Raw genomic sequence first — 19,090 nt, 5'->3', positions numbered from 1 at the left:
TCTAATAGCGCAGTAACACAGAACCCCAGGCTAAACCTGCACCTATTGAAATCAGCAATATCAGATTTCCTGACTTTATTTTTGATTCTTGTACTGCATAGTCTAAGGCTAGTGGAATTGACGCTGCTGAGGTGTTTGCATGCTTATCAACTGTATTAATTACTTTTTCTATAGGAAAATCTAATTTCTTTACTACTGCTTCAATAATGCGAATGTTTGCTTGATGGGGAATTAACCAGTCAATATCAGTAATCTTTAAACTATTGCATTTTAGAGTTTCCTCTACTGAGGCTGTTAATTTCTCTACTGCATGTTTAAACACTTCTCTTCCATTCATAAGTATCTTTCCAGAATCACGAGTAGAGGATATTCCTCCATTTGTACATAATAAGTCCACATTGCCATCAGAGTGTAAGTTTGTTGATATAATCCTACTGCTACTCATTTCTGATTTCATTATCACTGCACCAGCACCATCACCAAAGAGTACACAAGTTGACCTATCTTCCCAATCAACAATCCTAGACATTATTTCAGCACCAATAACAAGTGCGTATTTAATTCTATCGTTAGACTTTATAAGTGAATCAGCAACTGTAACTGCATATATAAAACCAGAGCATGCTGCCTGTACATCAAAAGCAAATGCGTTTTTACACTTTAATTTACTTTGTATAATCGTTGCACAGCTAGGAAAAGTTTTGTCAGGTGTTGTTGTTGCAACTATGATCAAACCAATTTCATCTATTGAAATTTTCGCTTTTTCTATAGCATTTTTCGCTGCATTAACAGCTAAATCTGACGTTAGTTCTCCTTCATCTGCTATATGTCTTTGAACTATTCCTGTTCTTTGCCTTATCCATTCATCGTTTGTTTCAACTATCGATGCAATTTCGTTATTACTCAAAATTTTTTTTGGTAGGTAAGAACCAGTGCTCAATATGAAACTTTTATTCAATATGACTTACCCCGTTAATTATCTTCTGGTTTAAATTTTCACTGATTGCATTTACTGCAAATTTTATAGCGTGAGCAAAAGAAATAGCATCAGAATTTCCGTGGCTCTTTATAATGATACCATTTAGCCCTAGAAACATAGCTCCACTTCTAATTTTAGGATTAAAACGCTCTAATGCTTTATTTAGCTTGGGTTTCAACAATATGCCAACAAGCATTTTTGTCATCCATGAATTAAATACTTCCTGTTTTATTAGACTGATAAAAGTACCAGCAGTTGCCTCAGCTGTCTTGAGCATTACATTACCAACAAAACCATCAGCAACAATTACGTCTATATTACCATCTAAAAATTCACTTGCCTCTATATATCCTTTGAAGTTAATACTTGGAGCATTTTTGAGTAACTCAAAAGCTCCTCTTACTGAGTCAGTACCTTTCACTTCTTCTGTACCAATGTTTAGCAAAGCGACTTCAGGATTTTCAACTTTTAATGCTATTTTTGCAAATATACTCCCCATTAATGCAAATTGAAATAATGAGTCAGTATTACAGTCAACATTTGCACCAAGATCAAGCAATGCAAAGCTTTTTGTCTTAGTTGGACAGACAGATGCAATAGCAGGACGATAGATATTGGGTAGTGTTCCTAAAATAAATCTGGAGATAGCCATCAATGCTCCAGTGTTGCCTGAAGACACCATTCCAAAAGCTTTACCTTTTTTCACTGATTCAACAGCTGCCTTCATACTTGAATCTTTGCGATGTTTCAGTGCAAAAGAGGGTTTATCATTTGGAAGAACATTATCAGAGCAATGGGTAAATTCGGAGTTATCGATTACTTTTTTGTATTTTGAAAGCAAAGGAGATATTTCTTTCTGATCTCCATAAATATGAAAAAAAACTTCAACACCTGGATCAACAAGATTATCCAAGAAAAAACTAGCACCCTGAATTACGGAAAGAGGTGCAAAATCCCCTCCCATAGCATCAAGTGCGATAACTATGTTGTTGTTGACCGTGGGTAACATATCATGAGTTACTCCGCCTTTTGTTTAATGAAAACACGTTTTCCTTTGTAACTATTGTCAACTGCTATGTTGTGAGGCAACATGAATTCTCCAGTTGTTGCACATACCACAATATTCTTAGGCTTAATAGCATGATGAGAACGATGCATATTACGCCTTGACTTTGACTTTTTTCTCTTCGGAACTGCCAAAACTTACTCCAATTTAATTATATAACACAATTTGTTAGTAGCATGTTTTTTATAAGAAGTAAATAGCGAAATAAGTAAGGTTTTCTTATACAATTCAGTCTTATAAACTTAAACTCAAGCATTTTGATCAAAGTATATTGAACTTAAGATATATCTTGACTATATTCTGCGATAGAGTTAATAAAAATTTTAATAAAATCAGTAAAACTAATTTTTAGCTAAGATAAATGCAAAGTGAGTTCCTTTGATGTAAACAGTGTTAGAATAATCGGTAGGTGCTTTATCAACTTTCTGTTGAGGCTTGGTAACGCATTTGTGTTTTTTATTCAATCTCTATACCACTGCTTTGTGCCACCGTATTATTTTAGCAATGTAGCAAAACAAATTATAGAGATAGGCTTTTTCTCTTTACCAATTGTTGGGCTCACTGGAGTTTTTATAGGAGCGGTGATAGTTTTACAAAGTAGCTTAAGTGGTCTATTGATTAATCAAGAACAAGTAGTACCTAAGCTTGTTACGATCACTATCATTAAAGAGTTAGGGCCAGTTTTGATTAGCTTAATAATGGTAGGAAAGGTTGGGTCCTCAATTGCAGCAGAAATTGGCACGATGCGCATCACTGAACAAATAGATGCACTTACAACTTTGGACATCAATCCTTTCAAATATTTAATTGCACCAAGAATTCTAGCGTCAGTTATAGTATTTCCAATACTTACAGTATGTGCAGATCTAATAGGAATATTTGGAGGGTATGTCACCGCAGTCTTTGAATTTAACCACAATTTAAATATATACATAAAATATACAGCTCAATTCTTTAATATAAACGATTTTGTTGTTGGACTAATGAAAGCGACTGCTTTTGGCGCTATAATTTCTGTTTCAAGTTGTTATTACGGTTACCATTGTAGAGAAGGTGCACGAGGAGTAGGTATTGCAACAACATCAACTGTTGTTATATCTTCTATATTGATAATTTTAGCAAATTACTTAATTACTTTAATGCATGCATAGCCCCATAATATCAATATTGAATCTAAGCTTATCCTTTGATGATAGAACGATATTAAACAACATCAGTTTTAATATATCGAAGGGGGAATCATTAGTCATACTTGGTGGCTCAGGAAGTGGTAAATCTGTATTAACAAAAATAATCATTGGATTATTAAAACCAGACTTAGGGTCTGTTAAAATAAATAGTAAAAGCAAAAATAAATTTGGAGTCTTATTTCAAAATTCTGCTTTATTTGACTATGTTACAGTGTGGGAAAATATATCTTTCAATTATAAAAAACGCTTTAATATTAGCACAAAGGAAGCAAAACAGCTGGCAATCGAGAAGTTAAATGACGTTGGACTGGAAGAAAACATAGCAGATATGTTTCCAATAGAGCTATCAGGTGGAATGAAGAAAAGAGTGGCACTTGCAAGGGCGATTGCGCACAATCCAGAAATCATCGTTCTGGATGAGCCAACTTCAGGGTTGGACCCAATTATGTCAGATATAGTAAACGAGATAATAATAAAGTTATCTAAAGATCTTCGCCCTACAATTATCACGATTACACATGATATTCATAGTGCATTTAAAATAGCTGACAAAATAGCAGTATTATATGAAGGGGAGATCATTTCTCACGGAACTGTTCAGGAAATACAAAACACTAACAACGAATATATAAAAAAATTCATTTATTGTATATAGCTACAGGTTTACAAATGATATTGTGGGTGCTATAACTAGAGTAACTTGAGTATCGGCAACCTTCGGTCTGTTACTAGTGTAGTGATATAGTGTGTTAGCTATAAAACAACGCATTAAATATAGGTAAAGTAACTTATATCAATTTTTATTATCATGCCAATTCTAACTGCAGAAATTTATTTAATTTATTACTTCACGCTAAAATAATATATTTTACTATTCAACAGCAATTACAACTGATGATTTTATTTCATTCCACTACTTGCTGACTTACTTTCTGCTTAGCATATCCATTAAATCAGATTCTTTGAGTTTACTATGATCGACTTTACTGAACTTATTTACCATAGAGCTCATTTGATTATACTGCTTAATTAAAAGATTAACATCAGTTACACTAGTACCGGACCCTTTAGAAATTCTAAGTCTTCTTTTGCCATTTAAAATATCCGGATTTTGTCTTTCTTTTTCAGTCATTGAATTTATAATGGCTATATATTTTTTAACTTTATTATCGTCTGGTATACCGCTGCTTAACTTTTTTGTGAATGAGCTAGGAATGAATTTCATTATGTTGCTAATACCATCCATTTTATTGAGGGTTGTTAACATGCCCACTAAGTCGTTCAGATCGAACTTACCCTTTTTTACTTTCTTTTGCAGTTTATCAATTTCTTCCTGACCAACAATCTCAGCAGCTTTCTCAACCAATGAGACAACATCACCCATACTCAGTATCCTTTTTGCAATTCTATCAGGATAAAAATCATCAAGGTCACTTAATTTTTCACCACAAGCAATAAATTTAATTGGACAATTGGTGACCATTTTCATAGAAAGAGCAGCACCACCACGTGCATCACCATCAATACGGGTGAGGATAATCCCAGTTACACCTATTATTTCATTGAATGATTTGGCAATGTTTACTGCATCTTGACCTATCATTGCATCGGTTACTAAGATAACCTCTGTAGGTGAGGATATTTCCTTTACGGCTTTCAACTCACTCATCATATTGTTGTCGATATGAAGCATGCCCGCGGTATCCAGTATTAACACATCATAATTATCATTTTTTGCTGCTGTTAGTGCCTTTTTTGTAATTGCAATGGGCTTATCGTCTATTATTATAGGTAAAGTTTGTACATCTATTTGTTTACCTAGCACTTCAAGTTGTTTTTGAGCAGCTGGTCTATAAATGTCCAAAGAAGCAAGCAACACTTTTTTCTTTTGTTTTTTTAACTTCAGAGCAAGTTTCCCTGAAGTAGTTGTTTTTCCCGCACCTTGCAAACCCACCATCATAATCACAGCAGGAGGTTTAACCGATAAATTTAAGTCACTTTTTTCTGATCCAAGAACTGCAACTAAATTATCCTGCACAATTTTGATTATCATTTGTGCCGGAGAAACACTTTTTATGACTTTTTCCCCAATCACTTTATCTTTAATGTCGTTGATGAATTTTTTTGCAACTTCAAGTGAAACATCAGCTTCGATTAAGGCCATGCGTATTTCTCGCATGGCAAGGTTAAAATCATCTTCAGAAATGATTGATTTTCCTCTCAGTTTATTAAATACAGAATTTAAACTTTCAGTTAACGATTTAAACATAATATAATTAGTAGAATACTCATTAAAAAGAGAGAAGAAGCTGAAACAAAACTCACTGAGTTATAACTCAGCACTTCTTTAAGTTTATTAATATTATTAAAGTATAAACTAGCAGGTGAATTAGTCAAGTTTTGCAGTAGGTTGGCAGATATTTCTTTCACTTTAAAGATCAGTTGATTGAACAGCAAAGCAATATATGGTATAAGAGCTCTAAAAATCCAATCAACATCCATTTTAAAATTTATCCTTGGGTAAAACAACTTGCGTAAAGGAATAAACAATAAAGTGGTACATAATAACAAATTAAATTGCGACAAAATATTTTTTGTGTTGTACACAAAATCAAAAATCGAAGATTTATTGTAAATAGGTAAGTAAGGATTGCCAGCGATTACACACATAGATGCTAAAATAAGCATAGATATTTTACCTTCCCTCTTTGCTAAAGGTTTTGACTTACTTTTTGCAATAAATATGTAGTAAAGAAATTTGAGTCCCACGCTTAAATAAAGCAGTAAATTCAGAATCTTGTATAAATTTTTATATCCTTTTAGGGCAGCACCATTTATTTCAATTTCAGCTGCAATGTATGATTTACTGATGAATCCAGCAGTTCCAGGAAATGTAGCCATTGTGAGTACTGCGATCATAGCGCACATACCTTCCACTGACATTAGTTTACCCATTCCATTAAAATTAATTGTTTTTGTTTGTGAAATAATCGAATTGCTGACTACAAATAATAGTGATTGATAAAGAAGAGAGAAAATTATGTGTAACATCAAAATTGGTATTGCATTTTCCGAAGGGATGAGTAAACCTCCTGCAATAATCAGCAAGCCCATTTGTCCTACAGCATTATAGCATAAAAATCTACGAATATTCTGCTCAAGGGAAGCAAATATAATGCTGTAAATTACAGTAATGGCGCCTACAAGTGCTAATATTTTAGTACAATCTTGCCATAGGGTATAAGTGTGTAAAAGCATCACTAAAAAAGAGACTTTAGTGGTAAATAAAGAGAGATATGTAGTGCCATGCAGCGACGCATCAGGATACGCATCAACAACCCAAAATGAAAAAGGGAAACAAGCACAGTTTATCAATAAACCCAAAATTATCAGGTTAGTGCTTTGAAATGCCAATCCTGCTATCAATATAACTCCAACGAAAAAGTGTATACAAGCGTACCTTATTGCAGATCCACTATCTTTACAGCTAGCTGCGATAACAAAAAATGCACTGATGGTCATTAACTCAAAGAATATTATAACTAATATTGTCTGCTCAGATAATATTGCACTGAGCGAACTGATAGTGTAAGCAGCAAAGGAAAGCATCTCTGAAAAACTCAAATTTTTTGCTGGTAGAACAGCTAAAAATGCAACTGATAGAAAAGATATTAGTACGATACGAAAAGATAAATCATAATTTAGAACTGGATGAGACCAATTTAATATATTACCTAAATTTTCAGTTAATGTTAGGACTATAACTATTAATGTAGTCAATAGAAATAGAAATGAAAATTTATAAAGTTGCACAGTGATGTAAACCAGTATGGTTTATGCTACCTCAACATACAAATAAAATCAATTTGCATATTAACCACTAGTTAAGCTAATTACCATATAATTATATCAGGGTTCAGAGGGTTATAGAGAAACCGGTCAGATTAGATTTTTAATCTAATCTGACCGATAGCTTTAATAGTGAGGTAAGCTTTAATATAGCACTCCTAATTCACAGTGCTACACTCGTGCATAATTTATTTTTAATTTGTGCACGAGCGTTAGTAAATTATTTACTTTTTGAAATAAAGTTTGGCATCACTTTAATATCTAGAACTTCATTCAGTCTGTCAGTTGAGAGTTATTTACTCGCTTTTTCTTCAGTATTTGCATAAATATAATGGAGCTGCCAGTTTTTGATGCACTCATTCGACTTTGATGCTCTTCGCAATATCTGATTCTATTAAAGAATTCTTCGTTAATTTAGTTTTTTATGTTTTTTGGATAATGATATAGATAGGTTCCGCTAACACGTAATGGAATATTAAATTGTTTATCTATAGATCCCTGTATCAAGCATTGTAATGACGGCATTCGAGTAGAGATAATGGAACCAAGAGAGCTCTGAGTAGCTGTATAATGAAAATTAGATTATATAAAAACCTCTGACAACACATTCTGTGTTGTATCATTGTCCATAACTGTGTAATCAATATTATATTTATCGAATTCATTGTGCATCCTAGTTAAATGTCCTTTATCATGATCCAAAAGAACACTTACGTAGCTCAAGCTATCATTAAAAAGATCATTATAAATTACTGGAAATTGAACTGTGTAGGATGTTGTACACTCATTTTGACCGTTATTATCTTTACAAAGGGACATTTTTCCTGTTTTGCCAGTATCATCTTTAGTAGAAATAAGAAATTTCATACCTACGTCTTCGTTTTTTGCTATAAACTCCTTACACTTTCTACTTTTTGCAGAACATGGTCCTATAGCTATAGAGTAGCTTTCTTTTGGAAGTATGAATATTAACTGATGTGTCATAATACTACCTTAATAAAAATCATTATTGTAGTATAGATTTATTAATAAATAATATACATTATGGTATAATTAGTACAAAATAGGTTTAACCAATCTCAGTAGGACTGCCAGTTGGACCCATAAGAATTATTTGTTCACCTTTTTTAAAACATTTACATAAATTAGTGGAACCGCCAGTTTCAAGCACAATAGTGGAAATAAATCCTTTTTTTTTGTCTACTTCAGTGCCGGTTACTGCTATACCTTCCATAGCAAGGTTTGTATTATTGGCTTTTCTGCTATTGGTTTCAAAATTTTGCAACCTAAAGAATTGTCCAGGTTTAAAATTCTTTGCCGCAAGTGGTGCTTTGATCACTATTTCCACAACTTTGTTTGTTAAATATTGAACTTTTATAACCTTTGCAGTGAATTGCTCTTTGATTTTTTTGAAAAATTCTTTGTTAGTTAGGTGTTCTGATATTATTCCAGCGCGTGACGCTTTAGCGTACAAATGCTGCAATTTGTAGGTAATTCGCATAGCAGGTGGTGTCGTGCAAATAGCTGACACTGGAATCCAGTTCTGACTATATAACCATCTGGTGTACTCATTCAAAATTAGGTTTTCTGGATTCCAGTGTTTGGGCACTGGAATGACATCTTTTTTGGTGAAAGTTACTCTTATATTACAACATTCATACAATTGTGCATATGACTCCGAGATTCTAGCCGGAATGATATAAATGAAGCTATTAACTCTATTCAAAAGATGAGAAATGATAGGGTAACCATTCTTAGCGCTTGCCATAGCTTTGACTACACTGCCGCTATACGAGGGATGAAGATCACCAAAAAAGCTAATTGTTTTATTGCCTTCCTTATATACTAATATTCTATCTTTATCTCGCATCTTAGGAGAAAAGATAGGATCTATTTCTTTTCCCGATGAATTCAAATGAGTAAAATATCCGTTACTTAATTTAAAATGCTTTTTATCTTCTGTTGCAATAACTGTATTTGGCTTAGTACCTGCTGCTATAAAAATAGAACGTGCTTTTATATGCTTGATTTCATCAGATTTTGTGTCTATTAGTTTTATTGATTCAGCGTGGTTATATTTATCTGTTACAACTTCAATCGGCTCTAAGTTTTCAATAAAGTAAATCCCTTCTGATAGTGCATTTTGCACCTCTTCGCTATTTAATCGATAACTTGGTGAATCTTTTAGCTCTTTTCTATATACAATTTTCACTCCCCCTAGACTTTGCATTAGTTCCAATATTTTTGCTTCTCTATTCTCTTTTTTTGCTGATTCTTGCTCTTTTCGGATCAATTGTGCATGCGATATCAGCTCATTTGCAAGTTCATATTCCTCTTCTTTCCAATCTTTTTCGACATATTTCTTTCCATACTTATCAACTAATATTTCATAACGAAGAAGAAATTTTTCTACTTGAATCGGATAGTAAGCTAAAACTTCAGTAGCAGTATCAATTGCAGTGAGTCCTGCACCTATGACAACTATCGGCATACGAACTTGCAGATTTGCTATAGAATCAAATTTAAGAGCGCCAGTCAGTTGTAACGACATAAGAAAGTCAGATGCCATGCGCACTCCACGGGCTAGTATGTTTTTTATTTTGATCATTCGTGGCTTACCAGAGCCAAGTGCCAAGGCAATGTGATCAAAACCCAAGTTAAATGCGTCATCAACAGTTATCGTACTGCCAAAACGAATGCCTCCATAAAGTGCAAAATTCTCACGTCTTTCCAGCAGTAATCTAATAATCTTTAAGTAATTTTTATCCCACCTAGAAGTAATGCCGTATTCTGACACTCCACCAAATCCATCTGCCGTGCGTTCACTCAATTTTTCGTGTTCAAAATCTTTAATTAGCTGTAAATTATCGATCAAAGGTTCAATCTTTAATCCATCAATGGCGATAACGTTATGCCCATCGTTTAATAAATGATGAGCTAAATTAAAACCCGCAGGACCAAGGCCTACAACTAGGACGTTTTTTCCAGTGTTTCCTTTTGGCAATGGACGCTGAAAATTTAAAGGATTCCAGCGGCTAAGCAGAGAATATATTTCAAATCCATACGGTAAACTAAGCACATCATCTAGAATCCTTGTTTCAATTGCTGGCACATTTACGGGTTCTTGTTTTTGATATATGCACGAATTCATGCAATCATTGCATATTCTGTTCCCAGTAGCTGCACATAGCGGATTGTCTATCATCACAATTGCAAGACTTGCTATGCTGTACCCTTCGCTCTTCACCAGATTCATTTCTGATATTTTCTGTTCTAGTGGACAGCCATGCAGTTCAACTTTAAGTGGAGATTTTTTAAAGGCATTGCCATTATTAATCAGTCCTTTTGAGCAGCTATCCTTATTTTGCTTATGGCAAAATATGCAATAGTGAGCGTTATCTAATGCTTTATCTAAACTCACCTTTTTATTTGTGAGATCAAAACCATATCGCCTTTTTATTTCATTTGAATACAGGGCCTCAACTCCGTCTACTTCTTTTTTAGAGAATGATACGAGATTTTCGTGGTCAGTTTTTCTGTAGACACTAAAGAGTATACTCTGTTTGTTTTTCACTCTCCACGCTGTATATTGTGCCGCAAGTTCTATTTCCTCTTTGTGATGCTCTTTATCCTCAAACCAATGCATCACTTGCTTGGCAAAGCTTTTCTCTGTTGTCAATAAAGTAAGAAAACGATTTAATCTGTTTGCGACATAATCAATGTCTATATTTGCTATGTCAGTGTATTTCTTCAATGCATAGCGCTGAACAAACAACCTTTTGCATTTATATATTATAGCGAAGTCGTTGTGTTTTTTCCTTAGCTCTTCTATTTCTTTTTCAATATTGAAAAGTTTTGCGATAAATTCATCAAGTAAATATGAAAGATCTATAATTAGCTGGCTATCTGTCATTTGGGTAGCTGACGTCGGTTGTTCTAGCTGGGATAACACCGGAGAGTTTTCTCTCGCTTCAATCAGTGAACAAAACAAATTTTCATCGCATGATTTGATGTAATCTAAAAATGTCTCATTTAGTTTGAGTAATCCACTGCGAGTATACAGATTTGAAAATGAGATATTAAACTGCATTACAGATGAAAATTTTATGCGTTTTGCAACATGGCTAAAATTGTTGCTTCTGCAACTTTTTCTTCACCAACGTATGCGATACACTTAAATTTACATGCACTAAGACGTGCATTTTTAACATTAGCTTGAAGAATCAGTGTATCCCCTGGAGTGACTGGCTTTCTAAATTTTGCGTTTTCAATGGACATAAAATAGACAATTTTATTTTCTATTGTTTCTTTACCGAGAACACATATTGCAGATGCTTGAGCCAGAGATTCAATTATCAAAACTCCTGGCATTATCGGATGGCCAGGAAAATGACCAATAAAAAATGGCTCGTTGAAAGTCACGTTTTTAATTGCTTTTATACTCATACCAGGATCGCATTCTATAACCCTATCTACTAAGAGAAAAGGATAAGAATGTGGTAGTATTTTTATAATATCATTGATATTACATTGCATAAGTCTATTCAATGTTTTGCAAAGCAAATTCGGGTATTTCCTTGTTTACATTTTTTAATACTACATCCGATAAATCTACTTCATCCATAGAGTATAAAACTTGATTCTTTTTGGAAATAAATAGTACCAAATCTATGTTGTTTTTTTCTGCTGTTTTTTTAGCAACTTCTTTTATCTTGTTAAAGACACTTTCTACTGCTTCTCTATAATTTTCTTCTAAATGTGACATTTTCTTAGCGTAATTATCCCTAGCACTTACAGTATGCTTACTAAATTGTTCTGTCTTTTCTTTTTTTGCTTCTTCTGACAAAAGGTCAAATTCTTCTTTCGATGGCTTAAATTTTTCTAACTCATTTTCAAATTCCTTCTGTAATCTAGAATTCTGCTCCTTTATTTGTTGTTGTATATTTTGCAGAGCCAGAGATTCATTGATAACCTTATCACTATCAATAATGGCAGCCTTTGTATTAAGCGTGCTCTGAGGTTGATACCCTACAAACTTATACCCCACAAATAAGGAAATAATTAAGGCAATAACTGATGTAAATAACTGTATATATTTCATTTAAATCCCCGCTTCAATAGAAATTTTAACGTTTGTCGATGGTATTATGTCATAAGCTTCCTTTACTAAAGGAAACCCAAAATCTAATCTAATTCTACCAAAAGGAGAAGGCATTGAAAAGCCAAAACCTGGCGATACTCTTATAAGCTTACTATCGTAATATTTCCCACTATATCCCTTCTTTTCATCTAAACCAAAAAGTGTTGCATAGTCAACAAATAGTGAGCCTTTGATACCAGCATAGTCGTATAATTTAGATAGTGGAAAATCTACTTGCTGTGTTAAATTAAGATAAGTTTTGCCTCCCAATGAGCTTTGATTTTTGTCTTCTGCTCTTGGTCCAATGCCGGAAAGGTCAAATCCTCTAATCTCATTGCCACCTTTAAAGAAGTGCTGGCCAATGTTGAGCTCTTTATTAGTATAGGAAAAAATATGACCTGCTGCTACTTTAAAGCGCAATGTTATATCATCATCAATTTTGCTTAATATAGGGTGTGTATAAAAAGATAAGAATTCAGATTTTAGGAAATTTACATTTCCCCATAATCCTGAAATATCCTGACTTAAACGCAATAAATATCCCTCTTTAGGAGTGTAGAGGTTATCCAGTTTATTGTACGCTAACGTGTATCCCACTGATGAAACCTGATACTCACCTTCTTGATCTCTTATTATCTCAGAGATATCCTCATCTTTTCCACCCTTATTGTCCATGTGTATGTGATTATACTTATAAGAATATTGAAAGGAATTGGTTAGATTTTCTGAGATTTTATATGATAATTTTGCTATTCCTCCCCAGTTGCAGGTATCGAAAGTAGTGTTTGGTTTGTCTTGTTTTTCATAAAAAATACTCATGCCTAGTGAAGTATCAGAATCGTTAAAATTATTTTCAACAGCGTCTATACTAGTAGAAAGAACATATTGACTTTTTTCAAGAGCAAAAGATACCTCTTTACCACTACCAAATAAATTACGATCTGTGAAATCGGTTTTAACAAATACTCCACCAGGAAGAGACATGCCACCTGTTAAAGATAACGAGGCAGTTCTTTTTTCTTTGACATTTAAATCAAGATTTACTGTATTTTCATCCACTATATAACTATTTATTTTTACTGTTTCAAAAAAATCGCTATATATAAGTTTTCTACGTGATTTCTGAATCTCAGATGTGTTATATGCGTCTCCTTCTGCCATGCTAAGTTTTCTTCTAATTACTTTATCTAAAGTGCGTTCATTGCCATCAATGGTAATTTGGTTTATATAAATCTTTTTACCTGGTAGCACTTTGTAAGTTACATCCACAATATTGTTATGTTGTATATATTCTGGATTAACTTTTGCAAATATATATCCTTTTCCGTTTAAATGTTTACTTATTTTTTCTGCTGTATTGTTAATTTTAACTCTATTAAATATTTGATTATTTTCCTCTTTGATAAATTCTAATATTTCTTCCCTTAAACTTAAATCCTGAATCTCAGTTTCAATATCAACTTCATTATTTCCAAATAAGTATTGCTGCTTTTCATCAATCAAAAAAGTTAACTCTATTTGGTTGTTATTATCAACCTCAACAATTGGTTGGATATTATTTTGAATATATCCCTTAGATGAATAGAAGCGATCAAGTAGTTCTGTGTTAATCAGTAGATATTGAGGTGAATAATGAGTTCCGCTTTTAAAAATGGCTCTAAATAACTTACTAAATATATCATTGCTATGCCTTTTGATAACTTGCTCTAGCTCATTTGCTGAAAAGTTTTTATTACCTATGAATCGTAAACCCTTAATTTTAGACGTTCTTCCTTCTTTTATCTTAAAAATTAGGTTTATCCTATTGCTACCAAGCTTATCTAGCTCATATGCAATTTTAACACCAATTTTACCACTGTTCCTATAAAGAGTAGCTAGATTTATTAAATCGTTTTGTAATTTTGTTTCAGTGAAAATAGTTAGTGATTTTGACTGGATAACGTTATTTAACAACTCTTTACTGTTAAATAACTTATTGCCTTTCAATATTACTTTGTTAATCAATGGATTCTCATGAATTTTTACTACTAAGTTTTTTTCATCATCGATATAGGCGTTAATACTAGCAAATAACTTTGTTTTGTATAAATCTTTTATAACTGAATCTACATCATCATCATTTATATGACTACCTGGTTCTAATTTTGTATAAAACCTTATTGTTTGATCACTTACTCGCTCATTGCCAATATACTTAATATTTTTTATCTGTACTTTTTCTTTATTTTCTAGAGCAACAAGTAGAGTGGGAAAAGAAATAAATATTATTAGTATGTGAAATAACTTTTTCATATGTATCTTAAAAAAGATGCCTAATATCATTTGTGATTGCAACTGCCATCAACAAAAACAGTATGGTAGCACCAAAAGTGACTGCATATTTTTGATATTTCAAACTCAAATCTCTACGTATAACTGCTTCTATAATATAATGAAATAAATGCCCACCATCTAGTAGTGGTATTGGCAGCAAGTTAATTGCAGCTAAATTAGCTGAAATAATTGCCATAAAATATAGAACCATAATAAGTCCCTTTTTAGCTGATTGCCCTGAATATTTTGCAATTTTTATTGGCCCACCTATTTCATTTATACTCCTTTTACCAACAACAATTTGAAAGAGTGCTTTGATTGTTAAACACATAGTGTGGTAGGTTTCATTCACTGATAGGCTAGCAGCTCCAAGAAAAGATGACTGTTTTAACCCTATCATATTAATTGAGGTAATTCCTATAGTTTTTCTTTCTATTATGTTACCAAAGACATCTCTATCCTCAACTATAAACGGAGTTAGAATAGTTCTGTACTCTTCGTTATTTCTGCTATACTTAATTTCTATTCTTGTTTCAGGGTTGGACATTATCACGCGTGAAATATCTTCAAAGTATTTTATTTTGTACTCATTGATCTGTGTAATAGTGTCACCTGGTAATAGGCCAGCTTGCTTTGCTGCACTTTCTTCAATTACATTACCAATTACTGGTGGAGTACGATAATAACCTGCCACGCTGAAAAATATTGTGAAAGCTATAACGGTAAATATCATGTTTGCAAAAGGCCCTGCAAAAACTATTGCTGCTTTTTGATATCGAGGTTTTGTATGGAATGAGTATAATTTTTCTTCTTCAGTTAATTTTTGTTGATCAACAGGAACGCTTGCTGCATTAGTATCCCCTAACATTTTAACGTAGCCACCCAACGGAAAGGCACTTAATTTCCACCTAGTTCCAGACTTGTCGTTAAAACCAAAAATTTCAGGACCAAAGCCTATAGAAAAAGATTCAACTTTAACCTTGCATGCTTTAGCGACAATATAATGCCCACATTCATGCACGAATACTATGATAGAAATTATTAAAGAAAACGATAAAAAATAATATATTCCAGCGCTAAGTTGATGAGAAATTAATTCCACCTATGTTTTAAATCTTAATCAAACGTTGAGTATATTAAAATGCGCCTTGCTTGACAAGTATTTAGTTTAGTCTTTTAATTAAAAAAAAGTTTAATGACAATGATAGATATCTCCTTATTAAGAAGAAAACTGATGTATAGGAGTTGGCATAGGGGTTGTAAAGAAACTGATATACTTTTAGGGCATTTTGCATTGAAATATCTTGATAAATTTTCCTTAAGTGAACTAATTGAATACGAAAAAATAGTTGATCTTGATGATTGCGAATTATATTGTTACATAACTCGTAAGAAACTTCTTCCCCCTGATTTGAGTAGTGAGGTAGTCGATTTGATTGCTTGCTTTAATCACTTATGCACCCAATAATCTTGTTTACCCTATCTAATACTTCAGCATATTCTACTCTTTTTTCTTCCCTATACTTTTTGCATTCTTGATTTATTTCGTCTAATCGCTTTGTTAATTCTAAAATTTTGTCTTCGAGAGTCAATGCTGCAAGTAAGAAATTTAATGCATCTGAGCCCTTACCTCCAGTTCTTTGAGATATGGAGCTAACTAGCTTGTTGAAGCTATTAGCAAGTTGTAATAAATGGTCCTTCTTTTTACTTTCGCAAGATATTTTATATATGTTATTATGTATAACTATTTCTACTACTTGCATATGATGCTATAATGTACAACTTTCAAATCTACAATATAGATTTTCATTCATTTATCAAGAGGGATAACTTTTTACTGCTACGAAAATAAGTTTTAAAGTATTGATGCTTTGCAACCTTCTGTGACGTCAAATTACTTGCTTCTTTCAAGTTATAGCTTCTAATTGAAAAAGAACCAAACCCCCTGATTTCAACTCTATTATGATATTTCAACGTGTTTGAAAACACTTGAAAAAAAATATCAACTATGGCTGCTATAATGACCTTATCTAACAAAAGGTGTTTTTTTGCCACTCTTGCTGTTATATCAGATTTCGTTGCCATTTATATGAAGCACAAGAAGTTATTTGGCAGATAATATTATATTATACTTTTCAACACCTACTACTTCAACTTGTATTTTTTCTGATATAGAAAACTTTTTATTTTCTGGTAAATGCTCTTGATCTACTAAAAGGGTTACATTGTTCTCAACCTCAACGATTAGACCATTTTCCTCTCTCTTACTTACAGTAACCTGAATTTTATCCCCTACTTTAACTTTCTCTATCAGTTCTTCAAGAGGATCATACTCTATTTGCTTTACTCCAAGATAAATTCTTGTCCGATCTACGTTAGCCCTTATCACTTTTGCTTCTATTTCATCACCTACATTATACTTTTTTATCTCATCTGAATTGTTTTTCGACCAACTTAGATTTTGCATATAAATTGTTCCTTCTACGTCCTTAGATATCTCAGAATTATCAAAAGCCACAGATATTTGTGAACCATTGTTGCTTTTAACTTTACCAGAAACAATAGAACCAAGAGGATATTTATCAATAAATACTTGCCAAGGATTCTCTACGCACCTTTTTGTGCTTAAACTCATCTTATTTTTAATAATGTCAATACCGAGAATTTTTACATCCACTTCTTGTCCTATTGTTACAAAACTACTGATTGGTAAATTATTCTTGCTCCAAGTTATTTCTGATGAGTGTACCAAACCCGCAATCCCAGGTTTAATCTCAACAATGAATCCACAATCTTTTATACCCGTTACACATCCTTTGTGTACGCTGTTAATTGGACATTTTGACTCTAGATCTTGCCAAGGATTGTCTCCTAATTGTTTTACACCCAGGGAGATTTTTCCATTTTCTCTATCTATTTTTATAATTTTAGTTTTTATATGCTGACCATAAGAAAAAATTGCAGATGGATGACTTACATTACTCCAAGAGATATCTGTAATATGTAGCAGCCCATCTATAACTCCCACTGTATCTGATTCATGAATGCCAACAAATGCACCGTAGTGAGTGATGCTTTTTATTTTGCCTTCCACTACATCACCTTCATTTAAAGATTCTAAAAACTTAGTTTTTTCACCAGCATGCAATTTCTCTAATACCAGCTTTCTTGATACTACAATATTCCCCTGCTTCTTATCCATTTTAAGCACGATGAATTTTTGTTCAGTTTCAATAAGGTGATTAGCATCTTTTATTTGCTTCAAATCCACATGACTCAGCGGTAAAAACGCACTTATTCCATCACCAAGATCAACAATAAAACCGCATTTAATTGAGCGTTTAATGATTCCTGTTACTTCATCTTTTGTAACTGCGCTTTCTTCCAATTTATTCCATTTTTCGTCTCTGATTGCTTTCTCACGACTAAGAACAACATTACCATGGTAATCTTCAATTCTTTCAACATAAACTCTAATTTTCGAGCCAACAGTGATATCATCATTACAACTGAGCTCCTTAATCAGAATTCTTCCATCTGACTTTAAACCAACATCAACCACAATGTCATTAGAATTTCTTCTTGTGATTATACCTTCTACCACATCTCCTTCTTTGATTTTGTTAGCAAAAGAATCTTCACAAAAGTCATTATCTTGATTATCAAATTGATCTTGAAATATCTCTTCTATGAACCTATTTGATAATAGTCTCTTGATAGCAACTGTACTTTCCATACCTTTTAATTTTAACTTCATTAGAACTCATATATTATATAATATTAATAATTAGTGACAAGTAAATTCTCATTAATTCATTTCGAGAATTGTTTAAGCTATAAAAGATTAAGTTATGTAAGATATGCTATCTAGGAATAATAATTGGATTAGGTCATTTTCCAGAAGATCTAGGTTGAAATTGAATGTTTTGGAGAAGTATTCTATTAAAAACAGCAAGGAATCTATAAAAAAGATCGTAGACTTACAAAAAAGAATACGGGTAGAAATAGGTTTCGGTAATGGTGAAAATATGCTCCATCAGGCATTCAATGAATCTGATCTATTATTTATAGGATGTGAGCCTTATTTAAAGGGGGTCTCTTCCTTGCTAAAAAGCATAGAAGCACACAGCATAAAAAATATTTTAATATGGACAGAAGATGCAAGAGAATTAATTGTCAATTTTCCTGACCACAGTGTTGAAAAATTCTTTATTCTCTTTCCAGATCCATGGCCAAAAAGAAGTCACAAAAAAAGACGTTTAATTAATACGGAATTTTTAAATTTATTAGCAAAAAAAATACTTGTCACAGGTGAAATATTTATTGCAACTGATCATCAGGATTATGCAGAGTGGATAGAGTTACATATAAAGCAGTGTAATTTTTTAACCTATAAGGAAGATAGTTTTGCAAATTATACCCCAACAAAATACCACAGAAAAGCGCTAGAATATCAGCGTAAAATAAAGTTTTTTAAAGTAAATGTTATGTCTAAAATGACTTAGAATTTACCTCTGCTTGTTAGTACAGATGTGTACGTGAGACTCTACAGT

18 protein-coding genes are annotated in these 19,090 nt (G+C 32.7%); 4 read left to right on the top strand and 14 right to left on the bottom strand.

Going from position 1 to position 19,090, the window contains the following annotated elements:
• Position 1: 1 nt before the first annotated feature.
• From BWZ41_RS01995 to rpmF, 3 genes are read right to left on the bottom strand one after another with little or no spacing between them, the layout of a single operon-like run.
• Entirely contained in the window at positions 2 to 958 is a 957-nt protein-coding gene (locus BWZ41_RS01995) for a beta-ketoacyl-ACP synthase III (RefSeq protein ID WP_143689233.1), read from the bottom strand.
• Positions 951 to 1,988, bottom strand: a complete 1,038-nt coding sequence (gene plsX, locus BWZ41_RS01990) for a phosphate acyltransferase PlsX (protein WP_143689232.1) — start codon at positions 1,986 to 1,988, stop codon at positions 951 to 953. The genes BWZ41_RS01995 and plsX overlap by 8 nt, the downstream gene beginning before the upstream one ends.
• Before the next feature lie 8 nt (positions 1,989 to 1,996).
• Complete coding sequence (gene rpmF, locus BWZ41_RS01985) at positions 1,997 to 2,179, bottom strand: 50S ribosomal protein L32 (protein ID WP_006014434.1); 183 nt, start codon at positions 2,177 to 2,179, stop codon at positions 1,997 to 1,999.
• Positions 2,180 to 2,413: 234 nt separating this feature from the next.
• Between rpmF and BWZ41_RS01980 the strand changes: the two genes are divergently transcribed.
• Both BWZ41_RS01980 and BWZ41_RS01975 read left to right on the top strand, forming a co-directional pair.
• Positions 2,414 to 3,196 (top strand): MlaE family ABC transporter permease, encoded by a 783-nt coding sequence (locus BWZ41_RS01980; RefSeq protein WP_143689231.1) that lies wholly within the window; start codon positions 2,414 to 2,416, stop codon positions 3,194 to 3,196.
• A complete protein-coding gene (locus tag BWZ41_RS01975) occupies positions 3,189 to 3,890 on the top strand; it encodes an ABC transporter ATP-binding protein (protein ID WP_143689230.1) in 702 nt (233 codons plus the stop codon). The genes BWZ41_RS01980 and BWZ41_RS01975 overlap by 8 nt, the downstream gene beginning before the upstream one ends.
• Positions 3,891 to 4,160: 270 nt before the next feature.
• Here the strand turns inward: BWZ41_RS01975 and ffh are convergent, their stop codons facing one another.
• The 8 genes from ffh to rseP form a co-directional block, all read right to left on the bottom strand.
• Positions 4,161 to 5,504 (bottom strand): signal recognition particle protein, encoded by a 1,344-nt coding sequence (gene ffh, locus BWZ41_RS01970; protein WP_143689229.1) that lies wholly within the window; start codon positions 5,502 to 5,504, stop codon positions 4,161 to 4,163.
• The gene (locus BWZ41_RS01965) at positions 5,489 to 7,048 is read right to left on the bottom strand and encodes a proton-conducting transporter transmembrane domain-containing protein (protein WP_143689228.1); all 1,560 of its coding nucleotides are present in this window, start codon (positions 7,046 to 7,048) and stop codon (positions 5,489 to 5,491) included. Before BWZ41_RS01965 ends, ffh begins: the two co-directional genes overlap by 16 nt.
• A 618-nt stretch (positions 7,049 to 7,666) precedes the next feature.
• Entirely contained in the window at positions 7,667 to 8,068 is a 402-nt protein-coding gene (locus BWZ41_RS01960; protein WP_143689227.1) for a hypothetical protein, read from the bottom strand.
• Between the two features lie 85 nt (positions 8,069 to 8,153).
• Entirely contained in the window at positions 8,154 to 11,174 is a 3,021-nt protein-coding gene (locus tag BWZ41_RS01955) for a WPE palindromic element domain-containing protein (RefSeq protein ID WP_143689226.1), read from the bottom strand.
• A gap of 14 nt (positions 11,175 to 11,188) precedes the next feature.
• Complete coding sequence (gene fabZ, locus BWZ41_RS01950; protein WP_143689225.1) at positions 11,189 to 11,620, bottom strand: 3-hydroxyacyl-ACP dehydratase FabZ; 432 nt, start codon at positions 11,618 to 11,620, stop codon at positions 11,189 to 11,191.
• 4 nt (positions 11,621 to 11,624) lie between these two features.
• The gene (locus BWZ41_RS01945; protein WP_143689224.1) at positions 11,625 to 12,185 is read right to left on the bottom strand and encodes an OmpH family outer membrane protein; all 561 of its coding nucleotides are present in this window, start codon (positions 12,183 to 12,185) and stop codon (positions 11,625 to 11,627) included.
• The gene (gene bamA / locus BWZ41_RS01940; protein WP_143689223.1) at positions 12,186 to 14,516 is read right to left on the bottom strand and encodes an outer membrane protein assembly factor BamA; all 2,331 of its coding nucleotides are present in this window, start codon (positions 14,514 to 14,516) and stop codon (positions 12,186 to 12,188) included.
• Positions 14,517 to 14,523: 7 nt separating this feature from the next.
• Positions 14,524 to 15,639 (bottom strand): RIP metalloprotease RseP, encoded by a 1,116-nt coding sequence (gene rseP / locus BWZ41_RS01935; protein WP_006014462.1) that lies wholly within the window; start codon positions 15,637 to 15,639, stop codon positions 14,524 to 14,526.
• Between the two features lie 99 nt (positions 15,640 to 15,738).
• Between rseP and BWZ41_RS01930 the strand changes: the two genes are divergently transcribed.
• Entirely contained in the window at positions 15,739 to 16,005 is a 267-nt protein-coding gene (locus BWZ41_RS01930) for a succinate dehydrogenase assembly factor 2 (protein WP_010404229.1), read from the top strand.
• On the opposite strand, the gene BWZ41_RS01925 is transcribed toward BWZ41_RS01930, so the two are convergent.
• The 3 genes from BWZ41_RS01925 to BWZ41_RS01915 are packed head-to-tail and all read right to left on the bottom strand — an operon-like array spanning position 15,983 to position 18,294.
• On the bottom strand, positions 15,983 to 16,300 hold the full coding sequence (locus tag BWZ41_RS01925; protein WP_143689222.1) for a cell division protein ZapA: 318 nt from the start codon (positions 16,298 to 16,300) through the stop codon (positions 15,983 to 15,985). The genes BWZ41_RS01930 and BWZ41_RS01925 overlap by 23 nt on opposite strands.
• 43 nt (positions 16,301 to 16,343) lie before the next feature.
• Positions 16,344 to 16,622: an HU family DNA-binding protein gene (locus BWZ41_RS01920; protein WP_006014469.1), complete on the bottom strand. Its 279-nt coding sequence runs from the start codon at positions 16,620 to 16,622 to the stop codon at positions 16,344 to 16,346.
• A 19-nt stretch (positions 16,623 to 16,641) separates the two neighbouring features.
• Positions 16,642 to 18,294 carry a 30S ribosomal protein S1 gene (locus tag BWZ41_RS01915; protein ID WP_143689221.1) on the bottom strand — a complete coding sequence of 551 codons (1,653 nt, stop codon included), beginning with the start codon at positions 18,292 to 18,294 and terminating at the stop codon, positions 16,642 to 16,644.
• 103 nt (positions 18,295 to 18,397) lie between these two features.
• Here BWZ41_RS01915 and trmB point away from each other — a divergent pair, with 103 nt between their 5' ends.
• Positions 18,398 to 19,042 carry a tRNA (guanosine(46)-N7)-methyltransferase TrmB gene (gene trmB, locus BWZ41_RS01910; RefSeq protein ID WP_143689220.1) on the top strand — a complete coding sequence of 215 codons (645 nt, stop codon included), beginning with the start codon at positions 18,398 to 18,400 and terminating at the stop codon, positions 19,040 to 19,042.
• The last annotated feature ends 48 nt before the right edge of the window (positions 19,043 to 19,090 follow it).

It is taken from the genome of Wolbachia endosymbiont of Nilaparvata lugens, from assembly GCF_007115045.1.
In the GTDB taxonomy this organism is placed as follows: domain Bacteria; phylum Pseudomonadota; class Alphaproteobacteria; order Rickettsiales; family Anaplasmataceae; genus Wolbachia.
This window is presented reverse-complemented; position numbering and strand designations above follow the sequence as displayed.